We start from the raw sequence: 19,504 nt of genomic DNA on the forward strand, positions 1-19,504 counted from the left end.
ATCTATATTCTATTATTATGATAGCAAGATATTATATTTTAGATAACACCCTGTTCAATCATGGCATTAGCTACTTTTACGAATCCAGCTATATTAGCACCGACAACAAGATTTCCTCGAGCATCATAATCTTCTGATGCCTTCATACTCTTACTATAAATATCTTTCATGATGTCTTGTAATTTCATATCCACTTCTTCTTGTGTCCAAGACAGCCTTGCACTATTTTGCGCCATTTCTAACGCGGAGACTGCAACCCCGCCTGCATTTGCTGCTTTGGCAGGTGCAAATAAAACATGATGCTCCAAATACGTATCGATGGCTTCTAGCGTAGAAGGCATGTTTGCACCTTCTCCCACTGCCTTTACCCCATTTGAAACTAGCATTTCTGCCGCTTCCTTATTTACCTCATTTTGCGTTGCACACGGTAAAGCAATATCGCACGGGATCGCCCAGATGCCTGAACACCCTTCTTGATAGATAGCATCTGGATGTTCTTTGACATATTCGATTATTCTTTTATTCTCTACTTCTTTTAATCGTTTAACCGTATCTAGGTTAATTCCATTTCGATCATAAACATAGCCGTTTGAATCACTGCATGCTATCACTTTTGCACCAAACTGCATCGCTTTTTCCATTGCATAAATCGAAACATTTCCTGAACCAGATACCACAACGGTACTTCCTTGAAAGCTTAATGCCTGATGTTTCAGCATTTCTTCTACAAAATAAACCAATCCATATCCTGTCGCTTCTTTCCGGCCTAAGCTTCCACCATAACCAATGCCTTTTCCAGTTAGCACACCTGCTTCATAAGCTCCTTTTAATTTTTTATATTGCCCGAACATATAACCGATCTCTTTTGCCCCTACTCCTATATCCCCAGCGGGAACATCGATATCCGGCCCGATATGTCTGCTAAGCTCTGTCATAAAGCTCTGACAAAAGCGCATAATTTCTAAATTAGATTTACCTTTTGGATCAAAGTCAGAACCGCCTTTTCCACCGCCTATCGGCTGACCAGTTAATGAGTTTTTGAAGATTTGCTCAAACCCGAGAAACTTGATAATACTTGCGTTAACAGACGGGTGAAATCTTATTCCTCCCTTATAAGGGCCAATCGCGCTGCTAAACTGTACACGAAATCCACGATTCACTTTTACATTCCCTTTATCATCTACCCATGGAACCCGAAAGGTAATCATTCGCTCTGGTTCGACTATTCTTTCTAGAACGGCCTGTTTGATATATATTGGATTTTTCACAAGGACCGGTACTAAAGAATCAAGTACTTCTTTAACTGCCTGCTGGAACTCCCATTCATTTGGATTCCGCATTTGAACACTTTCAAATAAACGATTTACGTAATCTTTCACGATTTGCGTTTGATTTTCTTCTATTTTGTCCAGCATTTTCATAACGTTCGCCCCTAAAATTTATTAAAAACAATGAAAAATTACTTTTCTTAAATGTATTTTCATTTTATAATTTTATAATTAATAGTTTCAATCTTAATTTCCGATGAAATTAATGCATTTAACGCATGAATCTGGAGTGATTAAAAAATGGAGACGAGGCAAATTCAATATTTCCTGGAAGTGGCTAAAAGAGAGCATGTAACAGAGGCAGCAGATGTCTTGCATGTTGCCCAGTCTTCCGTTAGCAGGCAAATCTTCAATTTAGAAGACGAATTAGGTGTGAAACTTTTTATTCGTGAGGGAAGAAGCGTAAAGTTAACCCCTATAGGAAGAATCTTTTATGAACGGATGAAACAAGTGTGGTATTTGATGGAGGACGCAAAAAGAGAAGTAGAAGAAAATTTAAATCCGGAAAAAGGAACCGTTCGAATTGCATTCCCTATTAGCATGGCCGCCCATACATTACCTTCCATCATTTATGCTTTTCGCATTCGGTACCCGGATGCGAAATTTCAAATGAGCAATGCCCTTTATTATGATTTTAATTGATGGTGTGGTAAATGGGGAATTTAATTTGGCCATGATGGCGCCCATGCCCAATCCGGAAAAAGAAAAAAAAATTCAAGGAGCTACGTTATTTACAGAAAATATCGTTGCCCTCATCCCTCTTCATCATCCATTAGCTGATCGGGAATCGATTCGGTTACGGGATTTAAGAAATGACCCATTTTGTGTCCTGCCTGAAGGATTTGTGTTTCGCGAACAGGTTGTTCAAGCATGTAAGGATGCAGGCTTTTCACCACAAATCGCATTCGAAGGGAAAGATATTGATGCATTAAAAGGGTTAGTGTCTGCTGGCTTAGGGGTAGCATTGATGCCAGAGATGACATTGGTAGATAACACACCGCGGTCCACTGTCGTGATTCCCATATCAGATGCGAGTCTCACACGCACAGTCGGTGTCATCTACCCGACACAACGTCAACTGCTCCCAACCGAAGCATTGTTTTATGATTTCTTACTTGAAACCTACGAAAGATTAAATGAGTTTAGAAAGTAAAACATTTCTTAAAGAACATTCTTCGGGTCGTGCCAGGAACGGATTAACAATATTCTTAAGAAAGAAACGTCCAAACTGACATTGTTTAAAAGAAAAAGCTACCTTAGTGGCAGCTCGATCTTCCCTTCTTGGATCCGTTAGCAGAATAACAGTTATTGATATAATATATCGTCTCTTAGTGAAGCTACTTGAGTTAAAGCTGTATCTATGTCTCTTTCATTCACTCCAAAGTGAGCAAGAGCATCGTGAAGATGTTTTACAATAGCATTATAATGGGCTGGTTGGAGATTCATTCCTTGATGAGCTTTTGCCATAGATTGACCAGAATATTGATTTGGACCGCCTAATGCAAAACTAATAAATTTTGACTGATGACGGCGTTGTTTTTCCATATCCGTTTCTTTAAAGAAATGATTAACAGTCTCATCTTTAAGAACCAACTCGGAGTAAAAATAGTCCACAACTTTTGCAATCGCTTCTTCTCCGCCAACTTTTTCATAAAGTGATTGTTCCATGTATACACTCCTACTTTGAATTTAATAGAAGTATTTTCTGCAGAAAAATTGTTATTATTCCTTATCAAAAAAAGGGATTGTGCAGCATTCTCACATTAATGGCTAATCTTTAGGTTATCTGGGGTAAAAGAATAATAAATTCTGTCCCCATATCCTTTTCACTGTTCACTTGTATTTTACCATTGAAAGAATGGACAATTTGATAACTTACCATCATTCCAAGTCCTGTACCACTTTCCTTTAAGGAATAAAACGGAGATCCAAGCCTATCTATTTGCTTTTTTGTCATACCAATTCCTTGATCCTTAATGGTAATCTTTATATATCCATCATCTGTTGAAGTACATGTAAACCAAACCATTCCACCATTCGGCATAGACTCTATCGCATTTTTCAAAATATTAATCAAAAACTGGTTCAATTTTTGAGGATTAGCATAAATCCAACAGTTATCCAAAAAATCAGTTTTAATCTCAACATTTTGGTTCAGCGAGTAACCTTGAATGATATTTACTACACGTTGTAACTGATAACCTACGTCGATTCTATCGCTGTTATTCATTGTGGGTTTTCCAAAAGATAAAAAGTCATTAATAATTTCATTTGCACGATCTAATTCTTCAATGGATATTTGGATATATTCCTTCTTTTTCTTAGGCAAATCAGGCTCATTTAGAAGTTGCAGAAAGCCACGGGTCACTTGCATCGGATTTCTAATTTCATGAGCGAAAACACTTGTTAACTCACTTATCATTCGTAATTTCTCTGAGTTCTGCATCTCTGATCGAAGCTGATGAATCTCCCTAATCGTTTCATTTAACATAGTGAAGAACCAAGTAACTACCACTACAAAGATAAGATGAATAATCGGTACTTTAAGATGATCTACGGAAAAACCTCTTAGAATACCAAAAAAAGTAAGGCCAATAAGACAGTAGTAAAAGGAAAGACCAACAGCAATTTTAATCCTTTTTTCTTTATGCGAACTTGCAAATGACTTTTGAAAAAACAATATAACAGGCAATGTAAATAATAAGACAAGAAAAGTATTATAAAATCCTAAACTGATTCCAGAATAAAGTCGATAAAGTATAATTAGCACTGAAAGGAAGATGCCTGGCCAAAATCCGCCGTATAAGGTCCCTAATAATAGAGGAATAATTCTTAACTCCAAACGAGCATTTTGGCCAAAACTCACTGGAAAGGACATGCAAAATAATATTGATATGCCCCACAAAATGGACATTATTACGTTTCTATTTTTATCACCTTTTACCCTCTCCGTAATAAATGTAAAGTACGTAAAAATGGGTATTACCATAAACGTTAATTGCAGCAAAAAATCCTTTATTATACTCATTTTTGTTACCTTTCATAATCTGTTCAAACCTAATTCGTGCAGAAGATATTCATTTTCAATATGTTTGTTACTATTCCTTACAAACATATTTCATATTATACTTTAAAGTTATCATAATTCCCCCTATAAATAAAAATAGTGCCAACTTTTCTTTTATAGAAATCGGCACTTCGTTTATTCCCTATACATTATCGTGTCGCTTTTGGCGGTTGGCACACGTCACATTTACGTTGGTTATTATTTTTAATTTCGTAAATGTTTTTTCAAGTGTGACGTTAAGCATTCTTTTCATAACTTAGGAAATTTATTGAATATTTACTCCTAAAAAAACAAATATTAACTTCATATTCTTTTTGAAGGAGCTGTAATGAACAATATGATAAATAAAATTGTATTATGGACTATTCTTATTGCTCCTTGGTTCTCTTTATTTTTTCTAAAGAAGGACGATATAAAACGATTTATGCCTGTATCTATTTTTTCGTCTTTTTTAATGCTTCTTTATAATGTTATAGCATACAATCAAAAGCATTGGATTGTAAAAGTTACAATAGTACCATGGTTCAAACATTTTTTTATGCCTGGAATTTTAGGAGCTTTTTTGATAGTAACTCTTTGGATTTTTTATTATACATATGGGAAATTTTGGGTGTATTTAATAACAAATCTAATATTAGACTTTATGTTTGCGATTTTCCCCATTCATTATTTGTTTCAAGATAAATTAAAAATTTACCAACTAATAAACATTACTCCTTGGGGCAGATTTGTTCTCTTTGTCTCTTTATCGATAATTATTTATGGTTATCACAAATGGCAAGAAACGATTTATAATAAAAATGCCTAATAAAATATCTATTTGTTAATGAAAAAGGTTTTTAAAACATCAAAGCAATTTCTTTGATGTTTTTTGCGTTTACTATTCCGTTTTTTTTTGCGTCGCTTTTTTAGTCAATTTCGAAACAAAAATGTAGCTCTAGAAATGTGCCTATTTGACTTGTTTTTTCGGTAAACCTCCTATTTTTTTAAGAAAATATTATACTTCATTTCTATTTTTACATGTTTCAATTGTATACCTCTCGGGTAGATACAGGAGCCGTCCGACTCCGTGAAGAACAGCTTGAAATTATAAAAGAGCGTGTCCAAGTCGGCGAATTAAAATACGAAAAAAAGCTGATTTCAAATCACTAAAATGTGATCTTTTGAAGTCAGCTTTTTTCTGAGGATTTAAATAAAAAACTGTAGGATTCTTACCTACAGTTTTTCCACTAATATTGATGTTTTCACAACTTAACCCATTACCTTCACCTTGTAGTTTATTAATCTTTTACATACCACTTGAAACACTTTCTGTAGAAATTCAAAATCATATCTTTTCACATGCTCCTAATAATTTCTCAGTCTGTTCAATTAACAAGAACATTTCATCCCAAGAATTTTGGGTATTAATATTCTGGGAATGCGCCAAGTTGTTTCTTAATTTTTCTAATTGTTTGAAATAATGGTTACCCTTGCTTTTTGTTTCAATACCCAAAAGTTCCCTTAATTGTTTTTCATTAAGGACAATGTCTCTTTTATCACAAATCTGTAGACAATCACTTAATTGAATCGCTTCATTTTGTGACTTTCTAAGAGAAAATAATTCCTCAGCTAAGCTAATTCGATTGGTACTTAAATGTGTCTTCCAGGTATCTTCAGGAAAATAATGATTAATAATCCGATAAAGATGCATCTCTAATAATGAAATCAACCCAAATAATAACATTCGAATCGGAGGTTTCTGGAGATCGGCAAGTGTCACAACTTTTGTTACCCTATTTCCCTCTAGTATAAATATTCTTTCTATCTCTTTTAAAAAAAATAACGTATCGATAAGTGGTGTTGATTCCGAGACAAGTTCCGTCGGACTAAAACTCCGATAATATTCTTTACAGGATCCTTCCTTCAATTCATTTCTTACTACATAACCAATGACGATTCCGTTATCTTCAACACCCAAAACATCATAGTCTTTTATAACCATCATACTTTGAATCATTTCGGCATCGTCATGAAGATGACAAGTATCCATAGTTTCTGAAATACTGTTCACCGTGATGTTTCGCTCGTATAAAGAACGTAGATTTTTATAAGAACTCACCTTATCATGCTGTTGCTTTGGAATAAATGTCAAAACATTACCTCCTATTTTTATGTAAATGACATGACTGCAACGATTAGTCTGGCAAATTCAATCGTATCATTAATGTTCCAAAAACACCCAATAAGTTTTCTGTTGAACTTAAACTTTTTCTTAATTCAGAAATTAAACTGATTTATTAACGATGTATAAAATCATGCATAATAGAGAAAATTGTGAAGCGAACGAAAGGTTGGTTTATAAACGTTTTTAAAATCTATCCAGTTCCTAAAATTCACTGATTATGTAAAATAGTTCATAAAACATAAAAAAGCTAGCTATATTAAGCTAGCTTTTTAACCTCATGGCGTTTTTCTATACGCTTTTCAATTGTTTCGATTGCTTGTTTATCTTTAAGTAATTCTAGCTTATTCTCTTTTATTAACTCTTCAAATGATTTTTTATGCTTACGCATTATAACACTCTTTTCTTATTTAGATCGGTCTATTATAACATGTCTGAATAACAAAACAATTCTGTTAGTTAAAAATAATAGAAAAATTAATTAGAAAATTATTTTTCCTAATTAATTACCGACAAGCTTAATTATATAAATTAAGGTTTTGATCTCGTTAAACAAAGTTTATTTTTTACGAATTATGTCTATGTAAAAAAAACTTTAATCCAGTTTGATTGACGACTTCAGGCCAGCTTAACTTTAACCTGCGACAAATAGTTGTACTAAAAACTTGTCCTTTCTTCTTCAACAAATCATAATCCCTTTGGTTGGTTGAACCAATCCGTAGCAATTCTGTTTTCAACTCTTCAAGTATTTCTTGTTTTGTTTTCAATCTAGTCACCTCTTTTTGATTTACAAAAAATCGAGCCAGAAAGATTGATAATGCATGTTAAGCCCTGCTTTCTGTAACGCTACTTGACTGGCAGGTACCGGACCGATTCCCATGAAAAACACTCTTTAGCGTTTTTTAGTTCCCTTAACCTTTCTTTGATAAACTCAATTTGTTCCTCGGTAATAATAAAATCCTTAAGACGATCCTCAAAATGGGCAATTCGTCTTTCTAATTCCTCTATAGTAAGGCTATTAGTATTCTTCATAAATCTTCCAACTCCTTTTATTTGGTGGGACCCCTGGACTTGCTGGGGCCAATGCAACGCAAATTGCTTTTAAAGCTTCCAAAGGAAATTAACAAAGAAGGGCCAACAAGGACCCCTCTATTAGGAATTAAAGTTACAATTTTATAAATTTATATTACTCAGCAAGATTTAATACAGTTACTTTTTCACGCGTCATCGATTCAAGGCTCTTACGGATACCTTGCGCACCCATTCCGGATCCTTTTACACCGATAAATGGGAAATGATCCGGGCCGCGTTCGGTACGTCCGTTTATTTGAACTGAGCCTGTTTCAATTTTATTCGCAATCGCAAATGCTTTATTAATATCTTTGGTAAAGACACTTGCCTGTAAACCAAATTCAGATTCATTCGCAATATTGATCGCTTCTTCATCAGAGGATACACGGATTATTGGCAGCACAGGTCCGAACGGTTCCTCCCAAGCTACGGCCATGTCTTCTGTCACATGATCAAGAAGAGTAGGGTAAATTAAATTGCGTTCACGCTTATTTCCTGTTACAAGAGTTGCACCTTTTTCAATGGCATCCTCAATTAATCCTTGAACAAAGTCAGCAGACTGTTTATCAATTAACGGGACAACCGTGCTGCCGTCTTCCGGGGAGCCTACCACCAGTTTTTCAATTTCTTCTTTTAAAATCGAAGCAAGCTCGTCCGCAACACTGTCATGAACTAATACGCGTTTAATCGCTGTGCAACGCTGACCAGAATAAGAAAATGCACCGCTGATAATATGTTTCGCCGCTTCATTTAAATCAGCATCTTCACGCACAATACCAGGATCTTTCCCTCCAAGCTCAAGGACAAGTGGAATCATGCCCGCTTTTTTCGCTAAGCGAGTTCCGGTATTTGTTCCACCTGTAAAGGAAATCATATTAATTCCTTTATGCTCCACTAAGTAATCACCAATAACCGAACCACGACCTGTCACGATATTGACAAGACCTTTTGGAAAGTTTGCTTTGTGAAGAGCCTCAATCATTTTAATCCCGCTGATCGCGCCTTGTGTAGCAGGTTTAAAGATGACTGCATTCCCTGAAATAAGTGCAGGTGCCAGTTTAGCAGCAGCTAAATTGACCGGATAGTTAAATGGAGGGATGGCTAGGACAACTCCGAGTGGAACACGATCAACAATCGCAATCTTAGACTTAGAACCGCCCGGGAAGCTATCTCCCTTCATACTTTCACCATGCATATGCATTGCTTCTTCAACCGTGTAACGAATGAAACCGGCAGTACGTACGACTTCACTCTTTGCATCTTTCAAACTTTTCCCTACTTCTTTCAAAATGATTTCAGCAATTTCATCTTGCATATTCACTAATTCATCTGCCCATTTATACAAAAACTTTGCTCGTTCTTGAAGGGAAGTTTCTGCCCAACTTTTTTGGGCTATATAAGCATCAGAAATTGCCTCATCTACCTCTTCAGTTGTAATCGCCTGTACTTCTCCAATCTCTTCATAAAGATAAGGTGACGTGATTTTAATTGTTTCACTAGACTTACTTTCTCTCCATTCCCCATTTATATAAAAAGGATAAGCTGTTAAGGATAATACGTTTGTTGGCATAATAAATCCTCCTTGAAGTTTTTAATATATTTTGAATAAATTGATACATAATGCGTCAGGACTTAATTCGTCCCGCATAGACATAAAATGTCCCGATTGGTGTAAAAAAATTTTTCTTGTTACTTTTTTATTCTTTCAAGATCCGTCACTCCTTCATTGGGACCACTTTAGATTATATTTTTTAATTCCACAAAAAATATTATGGATCATATTAAGAAAAATAAACATAGTTTCTACAAAAGATATCAAAACATTACAAAAATAGACAAAATTCATTCATTATAAATCCTAACCATTCATAGATCTTTAATTCATAAATATTCTTTCCCCTTTATCTCAGATAATTTATCTATGGTATGAATTTATATCGAAACGTAGCCATGTTTCTCAAAGTAGGGGGGACCTTCAGGGTAGCGTCAGGAAAATGCGGATTTACAACGTTAAGGGAATTCCGATATTAAAAAGCCCAATTCCTTTGCACTAAAATTGAGGAATTCTTCCATTTAATGGCCTTTAGTGGAGTATCATACTGGAGAATTACAAAATCGACAAGAACATAAAAAGAAAAATCCTGTTTAAATTAATACAGGATTTTAAACAAAACTTATTTTAAATTCACACCACACTATTAGACATATCTAAAATGTGTGGTCCTTTTAATTTCAAGTGGTTTACTTATATAACCTAAATATAACTTTTGAGTGTATTTTCCGTTTAATTTAATCCAAATTCTTTTATTTTGTTATATAATGTCCCTCTTGAAATCCCTAAAAGGTTTGCCGCTGCACTTTTATTTCCATACGTTTTTCGTAATGCTTCTTCAATCTCTAACACTTCAGAATTTATTACAACATCTTCCTGTTGATCGCTTTCCCCTATTGGGCTGTTCGTTTGTTTCACTATCAACTTACTCTTCATAGTATCAGGCAAATGTTCCTCGGTAATAACGGATTTATCATTAAGGAGAACCAACCGTTCCATCGTGTTTCTAAGCTCACGGATGTTTCCTGGCCAATCATAGTTCACTAACTGGTTCATCGTTTCCGAAGTGATTTCCGGGACAGGCTTTTTATACTTAGAGCTGAATTCTTGAATATAATTCTGGGCATGAGCAATGATATCCTCTTTTCTGGTTCTTAATGGCGGGATATCGATGGTAATAACGGATAAATGAAAATAAAGCTGCTCGTTAAAATTTCCTTGTTTCACGAGAACCTCAATCGATTCTGAGGTGGAAGTAATAATTCGTGTGGGCGAGGTAATTTTCTCAACCCCACCCACCCGGTAAAAACCTTGATCAACCATATAATTTAATAGTTTCCCTTGGACCTGAAGCGGCATCTTATCAATATCTTCTATGAATAACGTACCTTCTAATGCTTGCTCGATCCGGCCGATTTGTAAGGTTTGTTGTTCCGCTGTAAAGGTTTCCTTTTGAAATCCGAAAAGTTCCATTTCCAACAAGGCAGGAGGGATGACCGAACAATTGAGGGTGATAAAAGGACCTTCGGCTTTTGTGCCCCCATAATGAATCGCTTGTGCCAGCATTTCCTTTCCAGACCCAGGTTCCCCTGTTAAATGAATGGGGATATCGGCATGGGCGACCTTTTGCGCAATCTTCAAGGTTTCCTGAAATTTAGGACTCCCGCTTACCAGGGTTGAAAAGGGATTGGACTTTTGAACAAGTAAGGTTGAGTTTGAATCCAATTCTTCGTTAAGCCGGATAATATTCGTGATATTATGTTCGGTCGCGACGCCGCCAATAATCTTATTTTCGATCATGATGGGTGAAGCGTTAATGAGAACATGTGTATCCTTATCAGGCCGATGATATTGTCCTCTTACCGGGCGTCCTTCATTTAAAATTCGGTGAAGGACAATCGATTCATCACGAAAGTGTTCCCCTATTTTTTTTCCGAGAATGTACTCTTTTTTAATCTTGTAGGTTTCTTCCGCTGTCGTATTCCAATAGACGACATGTCCAGCATGATCGACTGCTGTAACCGATTCATTAATCGTCTCCGCTAATGTCTGAAAATAAGCTGAAACTTGGCGGTTTTCAACCTCTAGCATTTCAATCCGCTTTTCAGCTGAAAGAACACCGATCATTCCCTGTTCGTTTTTAACAAGAACCGGTCTGCGCCAATCAACAGCGGTATCGATTTCATTGACATCAGAAATGACAGTGGATTTCAGCCAATGGAGCTGTTCAAGCCAATCAATAATGGGTATGGAGTCGTCGCCTAAGGCCATCAGACTGTTTTCATCATGAGTAATGATAAAGTAGGTTCCACCAGACACAATAACAAAATTGTACTCGTTAAGTTTCTTTTTTATTTCTAGTAAGGGTATATGATAATTTACTATTGTAAAGGAGTCATCCAGTATAAATGGTGCACTTTTGAACATACTAAAATCCTTTCATGCTTTTTCTTCACTTTAACATAAATTGTACGGCTATTCTAGCGAACCAGCCCTTTTAGGTGTGATATCGTAATAGCACAACAGTAGGACTATCCTAATATGAATGAACATTAATAAAAAAAGCTGAACCCGTATGATTATTCGGGTATCAGCATTTTCACAAAAATATTCTATAAACCTACTCTTTTGGTTCAACCACCTGTTTCAGGGTCAACAGGATTATGGTCATGCCGAGTGTTTATACTGATCAAATTCTCTTTGTAATTGCGCACTCGGTTCGGGTGTCATTAAGCTGACAATCCAGATGGCAGTCAAGCCTACGATGAATCCTGGAATGATTTCGTATAAACTATTTTTTAATACCGGTACACTAGCCCAAATGATGACCGTGACGGCACCGCCAACCATTCCGGCAAGAGCGCCCCATCTGTTCATCCGTTTCCAGTAAAGGCTCAGCAGAATGACAGGCCCAAAAGAGGCTCCAAAGCCAGCCCACGCGTATCCGACCAGCGATAAAATGGTTCCATTTTTATCAAAGGCAATCACAACTGAAATAATGGCAACGACTAACACCGATAGTCTGCTGATAAACAGTAGTTCTTTATCTGATGCGGAGCGGCGGAAGAACGTCTTATACACATCTTCAGTCAGTGAGCTTGCTGTCACAAGCAGCTGGGAAGAGATCGTACTCATCACCGCTGCTAATAATGCGGCTAGTAAAAATCCAGTAATTAATGGATGAAATAAAATTCTGCTAAGTTCAATAAAGACGGTCTCAGGATCAGATAGTGTGAGACCTTGTTTCGAATAAAAGGCCAAGCCGATGAAACCAGTAAACATCGCACCACCGACAGAAAAAATCATCCAGCCCATACCAATTTGTCTTGCTTTTTTAATTTCTTTAACGGACGAAATAGCCATAAAGCGGACAATGATATGCGGCTGGCCAAAGTACCCCAAGCCCCATGCCATCAACGAAACAATTCCTAAAAAAGTGGTCCCTTTAAAAATATCAAATAACTTAGGATCGATCCCCTTAATTTCTTGAAATGCGGACCCAAATCCGCCTATTTCCATAATGGTCACAGCTGGAACTAATATAAGTGCAGTTACCATAATTAAACCTTGTACAAAATCGGTCCAGCTCACCGCTAGAAATCCGCCAAATAAGGTATAGGCAATCACAACTGCAGCGATAATCCAAAGTCCTGCCTGGTAATGCAGATTAAAAGTGGTTTCAAAAAGAACCCCGCCTGAAACCATTCCCGACGATACATAGAAAGTAAAAAAGACAATAATAATGAGTCCAGAGGTCAAACGCAGCATATTCGAACGATCACCAAAACGGTTTTCCAGGAACGCAGGAATCGTCATCGAGTTGTTGGCGTTCTCTGTATAAGTTCTTAACTGTGGTGCTACATAAAGCCAGTTTAAATAGGCCCCTATGGTTAAACCAATCGCAATCCATGAGGCACTCACTCCTTGAGAAAACATCGCCCCGGGAAGACCCATGAGCAGCCAGCCGCTCATATCAGATGCCCCAGCACTTAGTGCTGTGACAGCAGGCCCCAGCCCTCTTCCGCCTAACATATAATCTTCTAGATTAGACGTTCGCTTGTAAGCAAAATAACCAATGATCAGCATACCCACCATATAAATACCGATAGAAATAAGAATCTGTGTATTCAAAAGCTCATCCCCCATTCTGTTTTTGATTCCAAAAATCATATGAAGCGCTTACAATAAAAGTTTAAACACGGTTGTTTTTTGGGGAATCCCCCCCCCTGTAGAGGGGGTTCCCCGTTTAGGATGTGATTAACGTTTTCTAGATTTCAGTTTCGCTTGCGTAAACAACAGCAGGTAATCGTATCCGCCAGCTTTTGAATCGGTGCCTGACATGTTGAATCCGCCAAATGGATGGGCACCAACTAATGCACCCGTACACTTTTTATTAATATAAAGATTTCCACAATACATGTTTTCAAGGGCATACTGAATGCGTTCTTCATCCTGGGAATGATAAGCGCCTGTCAATCCATAGTCCGTATCATTATAGATTTCAATCGCTTCCTGCCAGTCAGCTGCTTTCGCTAGGGCAAGGACCGGGCCAAAGATTTCCTCCTGCATGATCCGCGCTTTTGGTTGAACATCCGCAATCACTGTTGGTTCAATGTAGAAGCCGTTCCCATTTGCTCTTGAGCCGCCTGTAAGCAATCGGCCTTCTGTTTTACCAACTTCGATATAGCCCATGATTTTATCCACTGATTTTTGGTCGATTACCGGTCCAATCGGATAGTTCTCTTCAGGAAGACCCACCGTTAGATTTTTTGTTAACTCCGTTACTTTCTCAACCACTGCATCATAAACCGATTCCACAATAATTGCTCTCGAGCCAGCGGAACATTTTTGTCCTTGGAAGCCAAAAGCGGATGCGACAATCGCCGCTGCTGCTGCATCTAAGTCGGCTGTTTCATCGACAACAACCCCATCCTTGCCGCCCATCTCAGCAATGACACGCTTTAACCACAATTGGCCAGGCTGAACCTTTGATGCTCGTTCATAAATACGGCATCCTACCGCCCGTGAGCCTGTAAAAGAGATAAATCGAGTGCTTGGATGCTCGACCAAATACTCACCCACATCGATTCCATCCCCTGGCAAATAGTTGAGGACGCCTGAAGGAAGACCGACCTCTTCCATTAATTCCACAAATTTGGCGGCAACCACAGGAGTAGCATCCGCTGGTTTCAAAATAACCGTATTCCCTGAGACAATCGCTGCGACAGTGGTTCCTGCCATGATCGCTAGTGGGAAGTTAAACGGAGAAATGATAATCCCTACTCCAAGAGGAATATAAGAAATTTGATTGTCTTCCCCTTCAATTTTTACAAGCGGCTGATGAATGCTTGTCTCGCTAAGGCGTATCATTTCTCTTGCATAGAATTCCATAAAATCGATGGCTTCTGCTGTATCAGCGTCAGCTTCAGCCCAGTTTTTCCCAGATTCATAGACAAGGTAAGAAGAAAACTCGTGCTTACGCTGTCTCATTAAATCTGCTGCTTTGAATAGATATTCCGCGCGCTTAGCCGGAGCAACTTTTTTCCAGGTTTCAAAGTTTTTCGACGCTTCCTGCATCGCTTGTTCAGCCAATTCCTTGTTCCCTTTACTAACAGATCCGATGACTTCATCTACATTTCCTGGATTAATGGAAATGGTTTGTTCTTCGGTAAATAACTTTTCATTACCTATCACGAGCGGATACTTCCTGCCTAGCTCCGTTTTCACTTTTGCAAGAGCTGTAGCCATCGATTGCTTATTTTCTTCCAGAGAAAAATTCGTAAAAGGCTCATTTTTAAATGGTGTTTGTTGTGTTGCAGTTATCATAATCTTCCGACTCCTTTTTATGTGAAGTTGCTATTTTAATAGATTTTTAAGAACAAACCATACATTGGCTGGTCTTTCAGCCAACCGTCTCATAAAATAACCAAACCAGTCTACCCCGTAAGGCACATACACACGGACATTAAACCCTTCTTTTACTAGTTTTGCTTGGATATCCTCACAAATTCCATAGAGCATTTGGAACTCAAATTGCTCTTTAGCTATTCGGTGTTCACTGACTAGCGTTTTTGTATATTCAATCATCGCTTCATCATGGGTGGCTACCGCTGTATAGTTGCCGTTTAATAGATGCTGCTTAATAATCTTTTTATAATTTTCATCGACCTCTTTTTTCTCCGGAAAAGCAACGGCCGGAGACTCTTTGTATGCCCCTTTTACGAGACGCAGGTTTGCATTCAGTTGATTTAAGTCGTCGATATCCTGTTCTGTTCTAAAAAGGTAGGCTTGAATAACAAGTCCTACATTGTCATATTCCTTTCGAAGCTCTTTATAAATATCCAATGATACTTGACAGTGATCATAATCTTCCATATCGATTCTGACAAAATTTTGATGGAGTTTAGCCCGGTTAAGAATTTTACGCATATTCTTCATACATAACTCTTTGCTAATATCTAGGCCAAGCGAAGTCATTTTAAGAGAAAGATTGGAATTGACCCCTGCTTCGGCAATAGCATCGAGGGTTTGAACGCACATAGCCGTTGATTCCTGTGCTTCTTCTTCTGTATAAACAAATTCCCCCAGGTGGTCTAAGGTGACCATTTTCCCATCACGATTCAACTTTTTCACGGAATCAATCGCTGTTTGGATGGATTCCCCTGCTACAAATCGCCCTGCTCCAAAACGCAAGCCGTATTTTTTTGCTAGTTTGTTAGCTGAGGTATTCTTCCCAAGCGATTGAAACATATTTCTCATTAATAATTCCATTGCCTTCAAACCTCCTTCATAGAATGAACATTATTGTTTATTATGTAATACCTTTACCTAATTTTATAACAAATTATACATAAGTGTCTATATATTTTTAAAATTTAAACATATTTGTTAACTTGTTAACCTGAATATACTCCTTGTTCAGTGAATTTTGAACAATATTGTAAGGGAATCAGACATAGTTTTTTATTAATTGATTAAACTTCAACACTACATTTGGACAAACTTAGGGTACAAAAAAGGCCCTCCGAGAGGACCTTAACTTAAGGAAAATGCACAAACATACTTTTCTAGAAAAAATAAACAACAAATTTAGTCTTTACTCGGATTAATAATCCTAGCCTCATATAAGTATTACTCTAAAATAGATAGTTTTAATGCCTCAAGATTTTTTTTCATAACATCTAAATAGTCTAAACCTTTTTCTTGCTCTTCTTTTGTTAATCCTTCCAATGGATTTAAAACTTCAGTTTTAGCACCTATTTCACTGGCTAACGTCTGAGCTACTTTTGAAGAGGTTAGTTCCTCAAAATAAATAATTTTCACATTATCCTTCTTTGTTAATTCCGTTAATGCAGCCAATTTCCCTAATGTAGGTTCCACATCAGGTGATAAACCTGCTATAGGAATTTGAGTTAAGCCATATTGTTTTGCCAAATAACCAAAAGCAGCATGTTGTGTAACAAATTCCTTTTTCTGAGCTTTACCAATGGTCTCTTTATATAAGCGATCTAAATCGGTAAGCTGAGAATTTAAAGCTGCAGCATTTTTTTCAAACTGGTCTTTATTTTTAGGATCTGCTTGTTCTAAAGCCTTAGCGATATTGTTAACCTCTTGCTGAGCTAATACCGGAGATAACCAAACATGCGGGTCTTTGGAAGATGCATGCTCAGAGTGACCCTCTTCTTCCTCATCTTCTGATTCTAGTGCATCCATCAATTCAATCCCATTTGAAGCCTCAATTACTTTTAAATTTGAATCATTAATACTCTTTAAAACTTTTTCAGTCCAGGTTTCAAAATAACGGCTATTGTAGATAAACATATCTGCATCTTGAATTTTAGCCATATCCTTTGCAGTGGGCTCCCAATCATGCGGTTCTGCACCGTTCGGAACTAATAGTTCAACGTTTGCTGAATTGCCAGCCACTTTTTGGGCAAAAAAGTACATCGGATAAAATGTAGTAACAATTTGCATTTTTTTGGATCCTTCAATAGTCTTTTCATTTTTCGTCGATACTGCGTTGGAGCAACCACTTAAGAACAGAAGAAAAATAATAAATGTACCAATAAGCTTTTTCATGTATACCTCCAGCATATTATTAATTAGGAATCATTACGATTTAAATAAAATACTAATTTCTTATAATCAAAGTTTGTTAGATCTTCGTAAATCGTAACTATTACGAATTGTATTTTATAATGAGATTTTAATTTCGTCAACCCATTTTTAATGAATTAATTCACTAGGACAGCATATCCATATGATAGGAATGATAGATTCGAGGAGGTAGATTTTGTTGTGACCTATATTTATAAAATTCTAAAAGATTGTTTAATTCTACTAATATTTTGTTTATTCTTGTTTCTCTTCCTCTTTGCAGAGGAGATTAAAGACCTCCCCATTTTTACTAGAATTCCAAGTTCCTTTTTTAATGTTAATACCATTTTCCTAAGTATTATTTTAGAAGCCATTCCTTTTATTTTATTAGGCGTATTTGTTTCAGCGATTATTCAATCATTTGTTTCCGAGAATGCAATTCGCAAACTATTGCCTCGTAATGCTTATTTAGCAGTCATACCCGCAGCATTGCTTGGTATTATCTTCCCAATTTGTGAATGTGCGATTATTCCAGTGGTTCGCAGGTTAATTAAAAAGGGCATGCCTTCGCATGTTGGTGTTGTCTTTATGTTAAGTGCTCCAATCATAAATCCTGTTGTCTATGCTTCCACTTATTTCGCTTTTAAAAGTACACCCTATATTGCTAATGCTAGAATGCTTGTAGGTTTGATAAGTTCCATTTTAATTGGATTAATTATTTACCGACAATTTAGGAGGGAAAATATCTTAAAAACAACTGCACAAGGTCAACATCATGAGCATGAGCACCATCATCCTAAAGGGAATAAATTTCTAGAAACGTTCTACCATGCTAGTGATGAATTATTTGATACTGGAAAATATTTATTCATAGGAGCCTTTTTAGCCAGTCTGTTTCAAGCATTCCTTGACCGAAATGCACTATTGTCAATAGGGACAAACACAACCTTTGCACCAGGGGTTATGATGGGGTTTGCTTATGTTCTGTCGGTGTGTTCTTCAGCAGATGCTTTTGTTGCTTCCTCATTCGGTTCTACCTTTACAAAAGGAGCACTCCTTGCTTTTCTAGTCTTTGGTCCAATGATTGACATAAAAAACACCTTAATGTTATTCGCCTATTTCAAGAAAAAATTTGTCCTATTTTTACTATTGGTAACGCCAATTGTAGTTTATTTATCGGTTTATATCTTGCAGCAATTCATCATTTAGGAGGTGCTATTATGAAGAAGAAACATAAAGGACATGATTTTTCTTTCCATCATCTTTTGAGGGGAATCATTCTAATTGGTTTTATGTTACTCTTATTTAAATTACTTCTTACAAATAATATCTCACTTCTGATTGCACCTAAAATGCTTCGTTTTATTTACTTTACTATATTTGTTCTACTTATTTTAGGAGTGCTTTTGATCCTAAGAGGAACTTCGAATCAAAAACATATTTACCATTGTGATTGCGATAGCGATCATTCTTTTCCAAATACATTCGGTAAAAGTTTGTTTCTTTATTTATTGTTTATTATTCCTATAACTACTGGATTTCTTTTTGCAAATAATGTGCTGGACAGCTCTGTAGCGATGAACAGAAACATTAAACTTGGAGCAAGTTCACAAAACACTAATCAAATCAAAGCTGTTAAAAATAATACATAATCAGCAAAAACAAACTCATCTTCTGATAATAGTAAAATCAATCCTACATCCAGTTTACTCGATAATCAACCTGAGCCATTAACTGAGACGGAATATTCCAAATTAAAAGAGAAAATGTTACAGACAAAAAATATAAAAATTAATGATGAGCTTTATGTCCCCATGATGAATATCATTCAAGAAAATCTATCAAGTATGATAGGTAAAACCGTTACCACAAGAGGGTTTGTTTATAGGGAAAAGAATTTTATGCAAAATCAAATTATAGTGGCTCGATTTAGCATTACCTGTTGTACTGCAGATGCCTCTGTATATGGAATGATGGCAAAAGGGAATGTAGCTACCTTACCAAAGGATAAATGGGTACAACTAACAGGTACGATTGAGCAAACCCAATATGAAGGAGGTTCTATCCCAATCATAAAAATAAAACAAATTTCAAAAATAGAAGCTCCTAAGCAGCCTTATGTGTTTGATGCAGGAGTGCTGATTGAGTAATCCCTTTATATTTAGAAAAAATAAATCCCTGATAAAACTAGTTAAATTATTTAACGAGTTTTATCAGGGTTTCTT

17 protein-coding genes and 1 pseudogene are annotated in these 19,504 nt (G+C 36.6%); 5 read left to right on the forward strand and 13 right to left on the reverse strand.

Features of this window, described 5'->3' with window-relative positions:
• Positions 1-38: 38 nt before the first annotated feature.
• Positions 39-1,421 carry an NADP-specific glutamate dehydrogenase gene (gene gdhA, locus ACSU6B_RS19870; RefSeq protein ID WP_410887970.1) on the reverse strand — a complete coding sequence of 461 codons (1,383 nt, stop codon included), beginning with the start codon at positions 1,419-1,421 and terminating at the stop codon, positions 39-41.
• A gap of 147 nt (positions 1,422-1,568) precedes the next feature.
• Here gdhA and ACSU6B_RS19875 point away from each other — a divergent pair.
• A pseudogene (locus ACSU6B_RS19875) lies at positions 1,569-2,481 on the forward strand (LysR family transcriptional regulator).
• Between the two features lie 152 nt (positions 2,482-2,633).
• Here ACSU6B_RS19875 and ACSU6B_RS19880 read toward each other — a convergent pair.
• Positions 2,634-2,996, reverse strand: a complete 363-nt coding sequence (locus ACSU6B_RS19880) for a group I truncated hemoglobin (RefSeq protein ID WP_410887972.1) — start codon at positions 2,994-2,996, stop codon at positions 2,634-2,636.
• A 109-nt stretch (positions 2,997-3,105) separates the two neighbouring features.
• Entirely contained in the window at positions 3,106-4,356 is a 1,251-nt protein-coding gene (locus ACSU6B_RS19885) for an ATP-binding protein (RefSeq protein WP_410887974.1), read from the reverse strand.
• Between the two features lie 367 nt (positions 4,357-4,723).
• Between ACSU6B_RS19885 and ACSU6B_RS19890 the strand changes: the two genes are divergently transcribed.
• Positions 4,724-5,203, forward strand: a complete 480-nt coding sequence (locus ACSU6B_RS19890) for a hypothetical protein (protein ID WP_410887976.1) — start codon at positions 4,724-4,726, stop codon at positions 5,201-5,203.
• 519 nt (positions 5,204-5,722) lie between these two features.
• Here the strand turns inward: ACSU6B_RS19890 and ACSU6B_RS19895 are convergent.
• The 10 genes from ACSU6B_RS19895 to ACSU6B_RS19940 all read right to left on the reverse strand — a co-directional run bounded on the left by ACSU6B_RS19895 (position 5,723) and on the right by ACSU6B_RS19940 (position 17,261).
• Positions 5,723-6,529 (reverse strand): hypothetical protein, encoded by an 807-nt coding sequence (locus ACSU6B_RS19895; RefSeq protein WP_410887978.1) that lies wholly within the window; start codon positions 6,527-6,529, stop codon positions 5,723-5,725.
• A 289-nt stretch (positions 6,530-6,818) separates the two neighbouring features.
• Positions 6,819-6,950 carry an FbpB family small basic protein gene (locus ACSU6B_RS19900; protein ID WP_410887980.1) on the reverse strand — a complete coding sequence of 44 codons (132 nt, stop codon included), beginning with the start codon at positions 6,948-6,950 and terminating at the stop codon, positions 6,819-6,821.
• Positions 6,951-7,125: 175 nt separating this feature from the next.
• Positions 7,126-7,326, reverse strand: coding sequence for a hypothetical protein (locus tag ACSU6B_RS19905; RefSeq protein WP_410887982.1), 201 nt, complete (start codon positions 7,324-7,326; stop codon positions 7,126-7,128).
• A gap of 79 nt (positions 7,327-7,405) precedes the next feature.
• A complete protein-coding gene (locus ACSU6B_RS19910) occupies positions 7,406-7,591 on the reverse strand; it encodes a hypothetical protein (RefSeq protein WP_410887984.1) in 186 nt (61 codons plus the stop codon).
• Positions 7,592-7,745: 154 nt separating this feature from the next.
• Positions 7,746-9,200, reverse strand: a complete 1,455-nt coding sequence (locus ACSU6B_RS19915; protein ID WP_410887986.1) for an NADP-dependent glyceraldehyde-3-phosphate dehydrogenase — start codon at positions 9,198-9,200, stop codon at positions 7,746-7,748.
• A gap of 714 nt (positions 9,201-9,914) precedes the next feature.
• Positions 9,915-11,609 (reverse strand): sigma-54 interaction domain-containing protein, encoded by a 1,695-nt coding sequence (locus tag ACSU6B_RS19920; RefSeq protein WP_410887988.1) that lies wholly within the window; start codon positions 11,607-11,609, stop codon positions 9,915-9,917.
• Between the two features lie 240 nt (positions 11,610-11,849).
• Entirely contained in the window at positions 11,850-13,328 is a 1,479-nt protein-coding gene (putP, locus tag ACSU6B_RS19925) for a sodium/proline symporter PutP (RefSeq protein WP_410887990.1), read from the reverse strand.
• A gap of 111 nt (positions 13,329-13,439) precedes the next feature.
• A complete protein-coding gene (pruA, locus tag ACSU6B_RS19930; RefSeq protein WP_410887992.1) occupies positions 13,440-15,008 on the reverse strand; it encodes an L-glutamate gamma-semialdehyde dehydrogenase in 1,569 nt (522 codons plus the stop codon).
• A 30-nt stretch (positions 15,009-15,038) separates the two neighbouring features.
• Positions 15,039-15,953 carry a proline dehydrogenase family protein gene (locus ACSU6B_RS19935; RefSeq protein WP_410887994.1) on the reverse strand — a complete coding sequence of 305 codons (915 nt, stop codon included), beginning with the start codon at positions 15,951-15,953 and terminating at the stop codon, positions 15,039-15,041.
• Between the two features lie 360 nt (positions 15,954-16,313).
• The gene (locus tag ACSU6B_RS19940) at positions 16,314-17,261 is read right to left on the reverse strand and encodes a metal ABC transporter substrate-binding protein (protein WP_410887996.1); all 948 of its coding nucleotides are present in this window, start codon (positions 17,259-17,261) and stop codon (positions 16,314-16,316) included.
• A 219-nt stretch (positions 17,262-17,480) separates the two neighbouring features.
• Between ACSU6B_RS19940 and ACSU6B_RS19945 the strand changes: the two genes are divergently transcribed.
• From ACSU6B_RS19945 to ACSU6B_RS19955, 3 genes are read left to right on the forward strand one after another with little or no spacing between them, the layout of a single operon-like run.
• The gene (locus tag ACSU6B_RS19945; RefSeq protein ID WP_410887998.1) at positions 17,481-18,488 is read left to right on the forward strand and encodes a permease; all 1,008 of its coding nucleotides are present in this window, start codon (positions 17,481-17,483) and stop codon (positions 18,486-18,488) included.
• Between the two features lie 11 nt (positions 18,489-18,499).
• Positions 18,500-18,931, forward strand: coding sequence for a DUF1980 domain-containing protein (locus ACSU6B_RS19950; protein WP_410888000.1), 432 nt, complete (start codon positions 18,500-18,502; stop codon positions 18,929-18,931).
• Between the two features lie 36 nt (positions 18,932-18,967).
• Positions 18,968-19,429 (forward strand): TIGR03943 family putative permease subunit, encoded by a 462-nt coding sequence (locus ACSU6B_RS19955; protein WP_410888071.1) that lies wholly within the window; start codon positions 18,968-18,970, stop codon positions 19,427-19,429.
• Positions 19,430-19,504 lie beyond the last annotated feature (75 nt).

Source organism: Neobacillus sp. C211, from assembly GCF_051842875.1.
Taxonomy (GTDB): Bacteria; Bacillota; Bacilli; order Bacillales; family Cytobacillaceae; genus Neobacillus.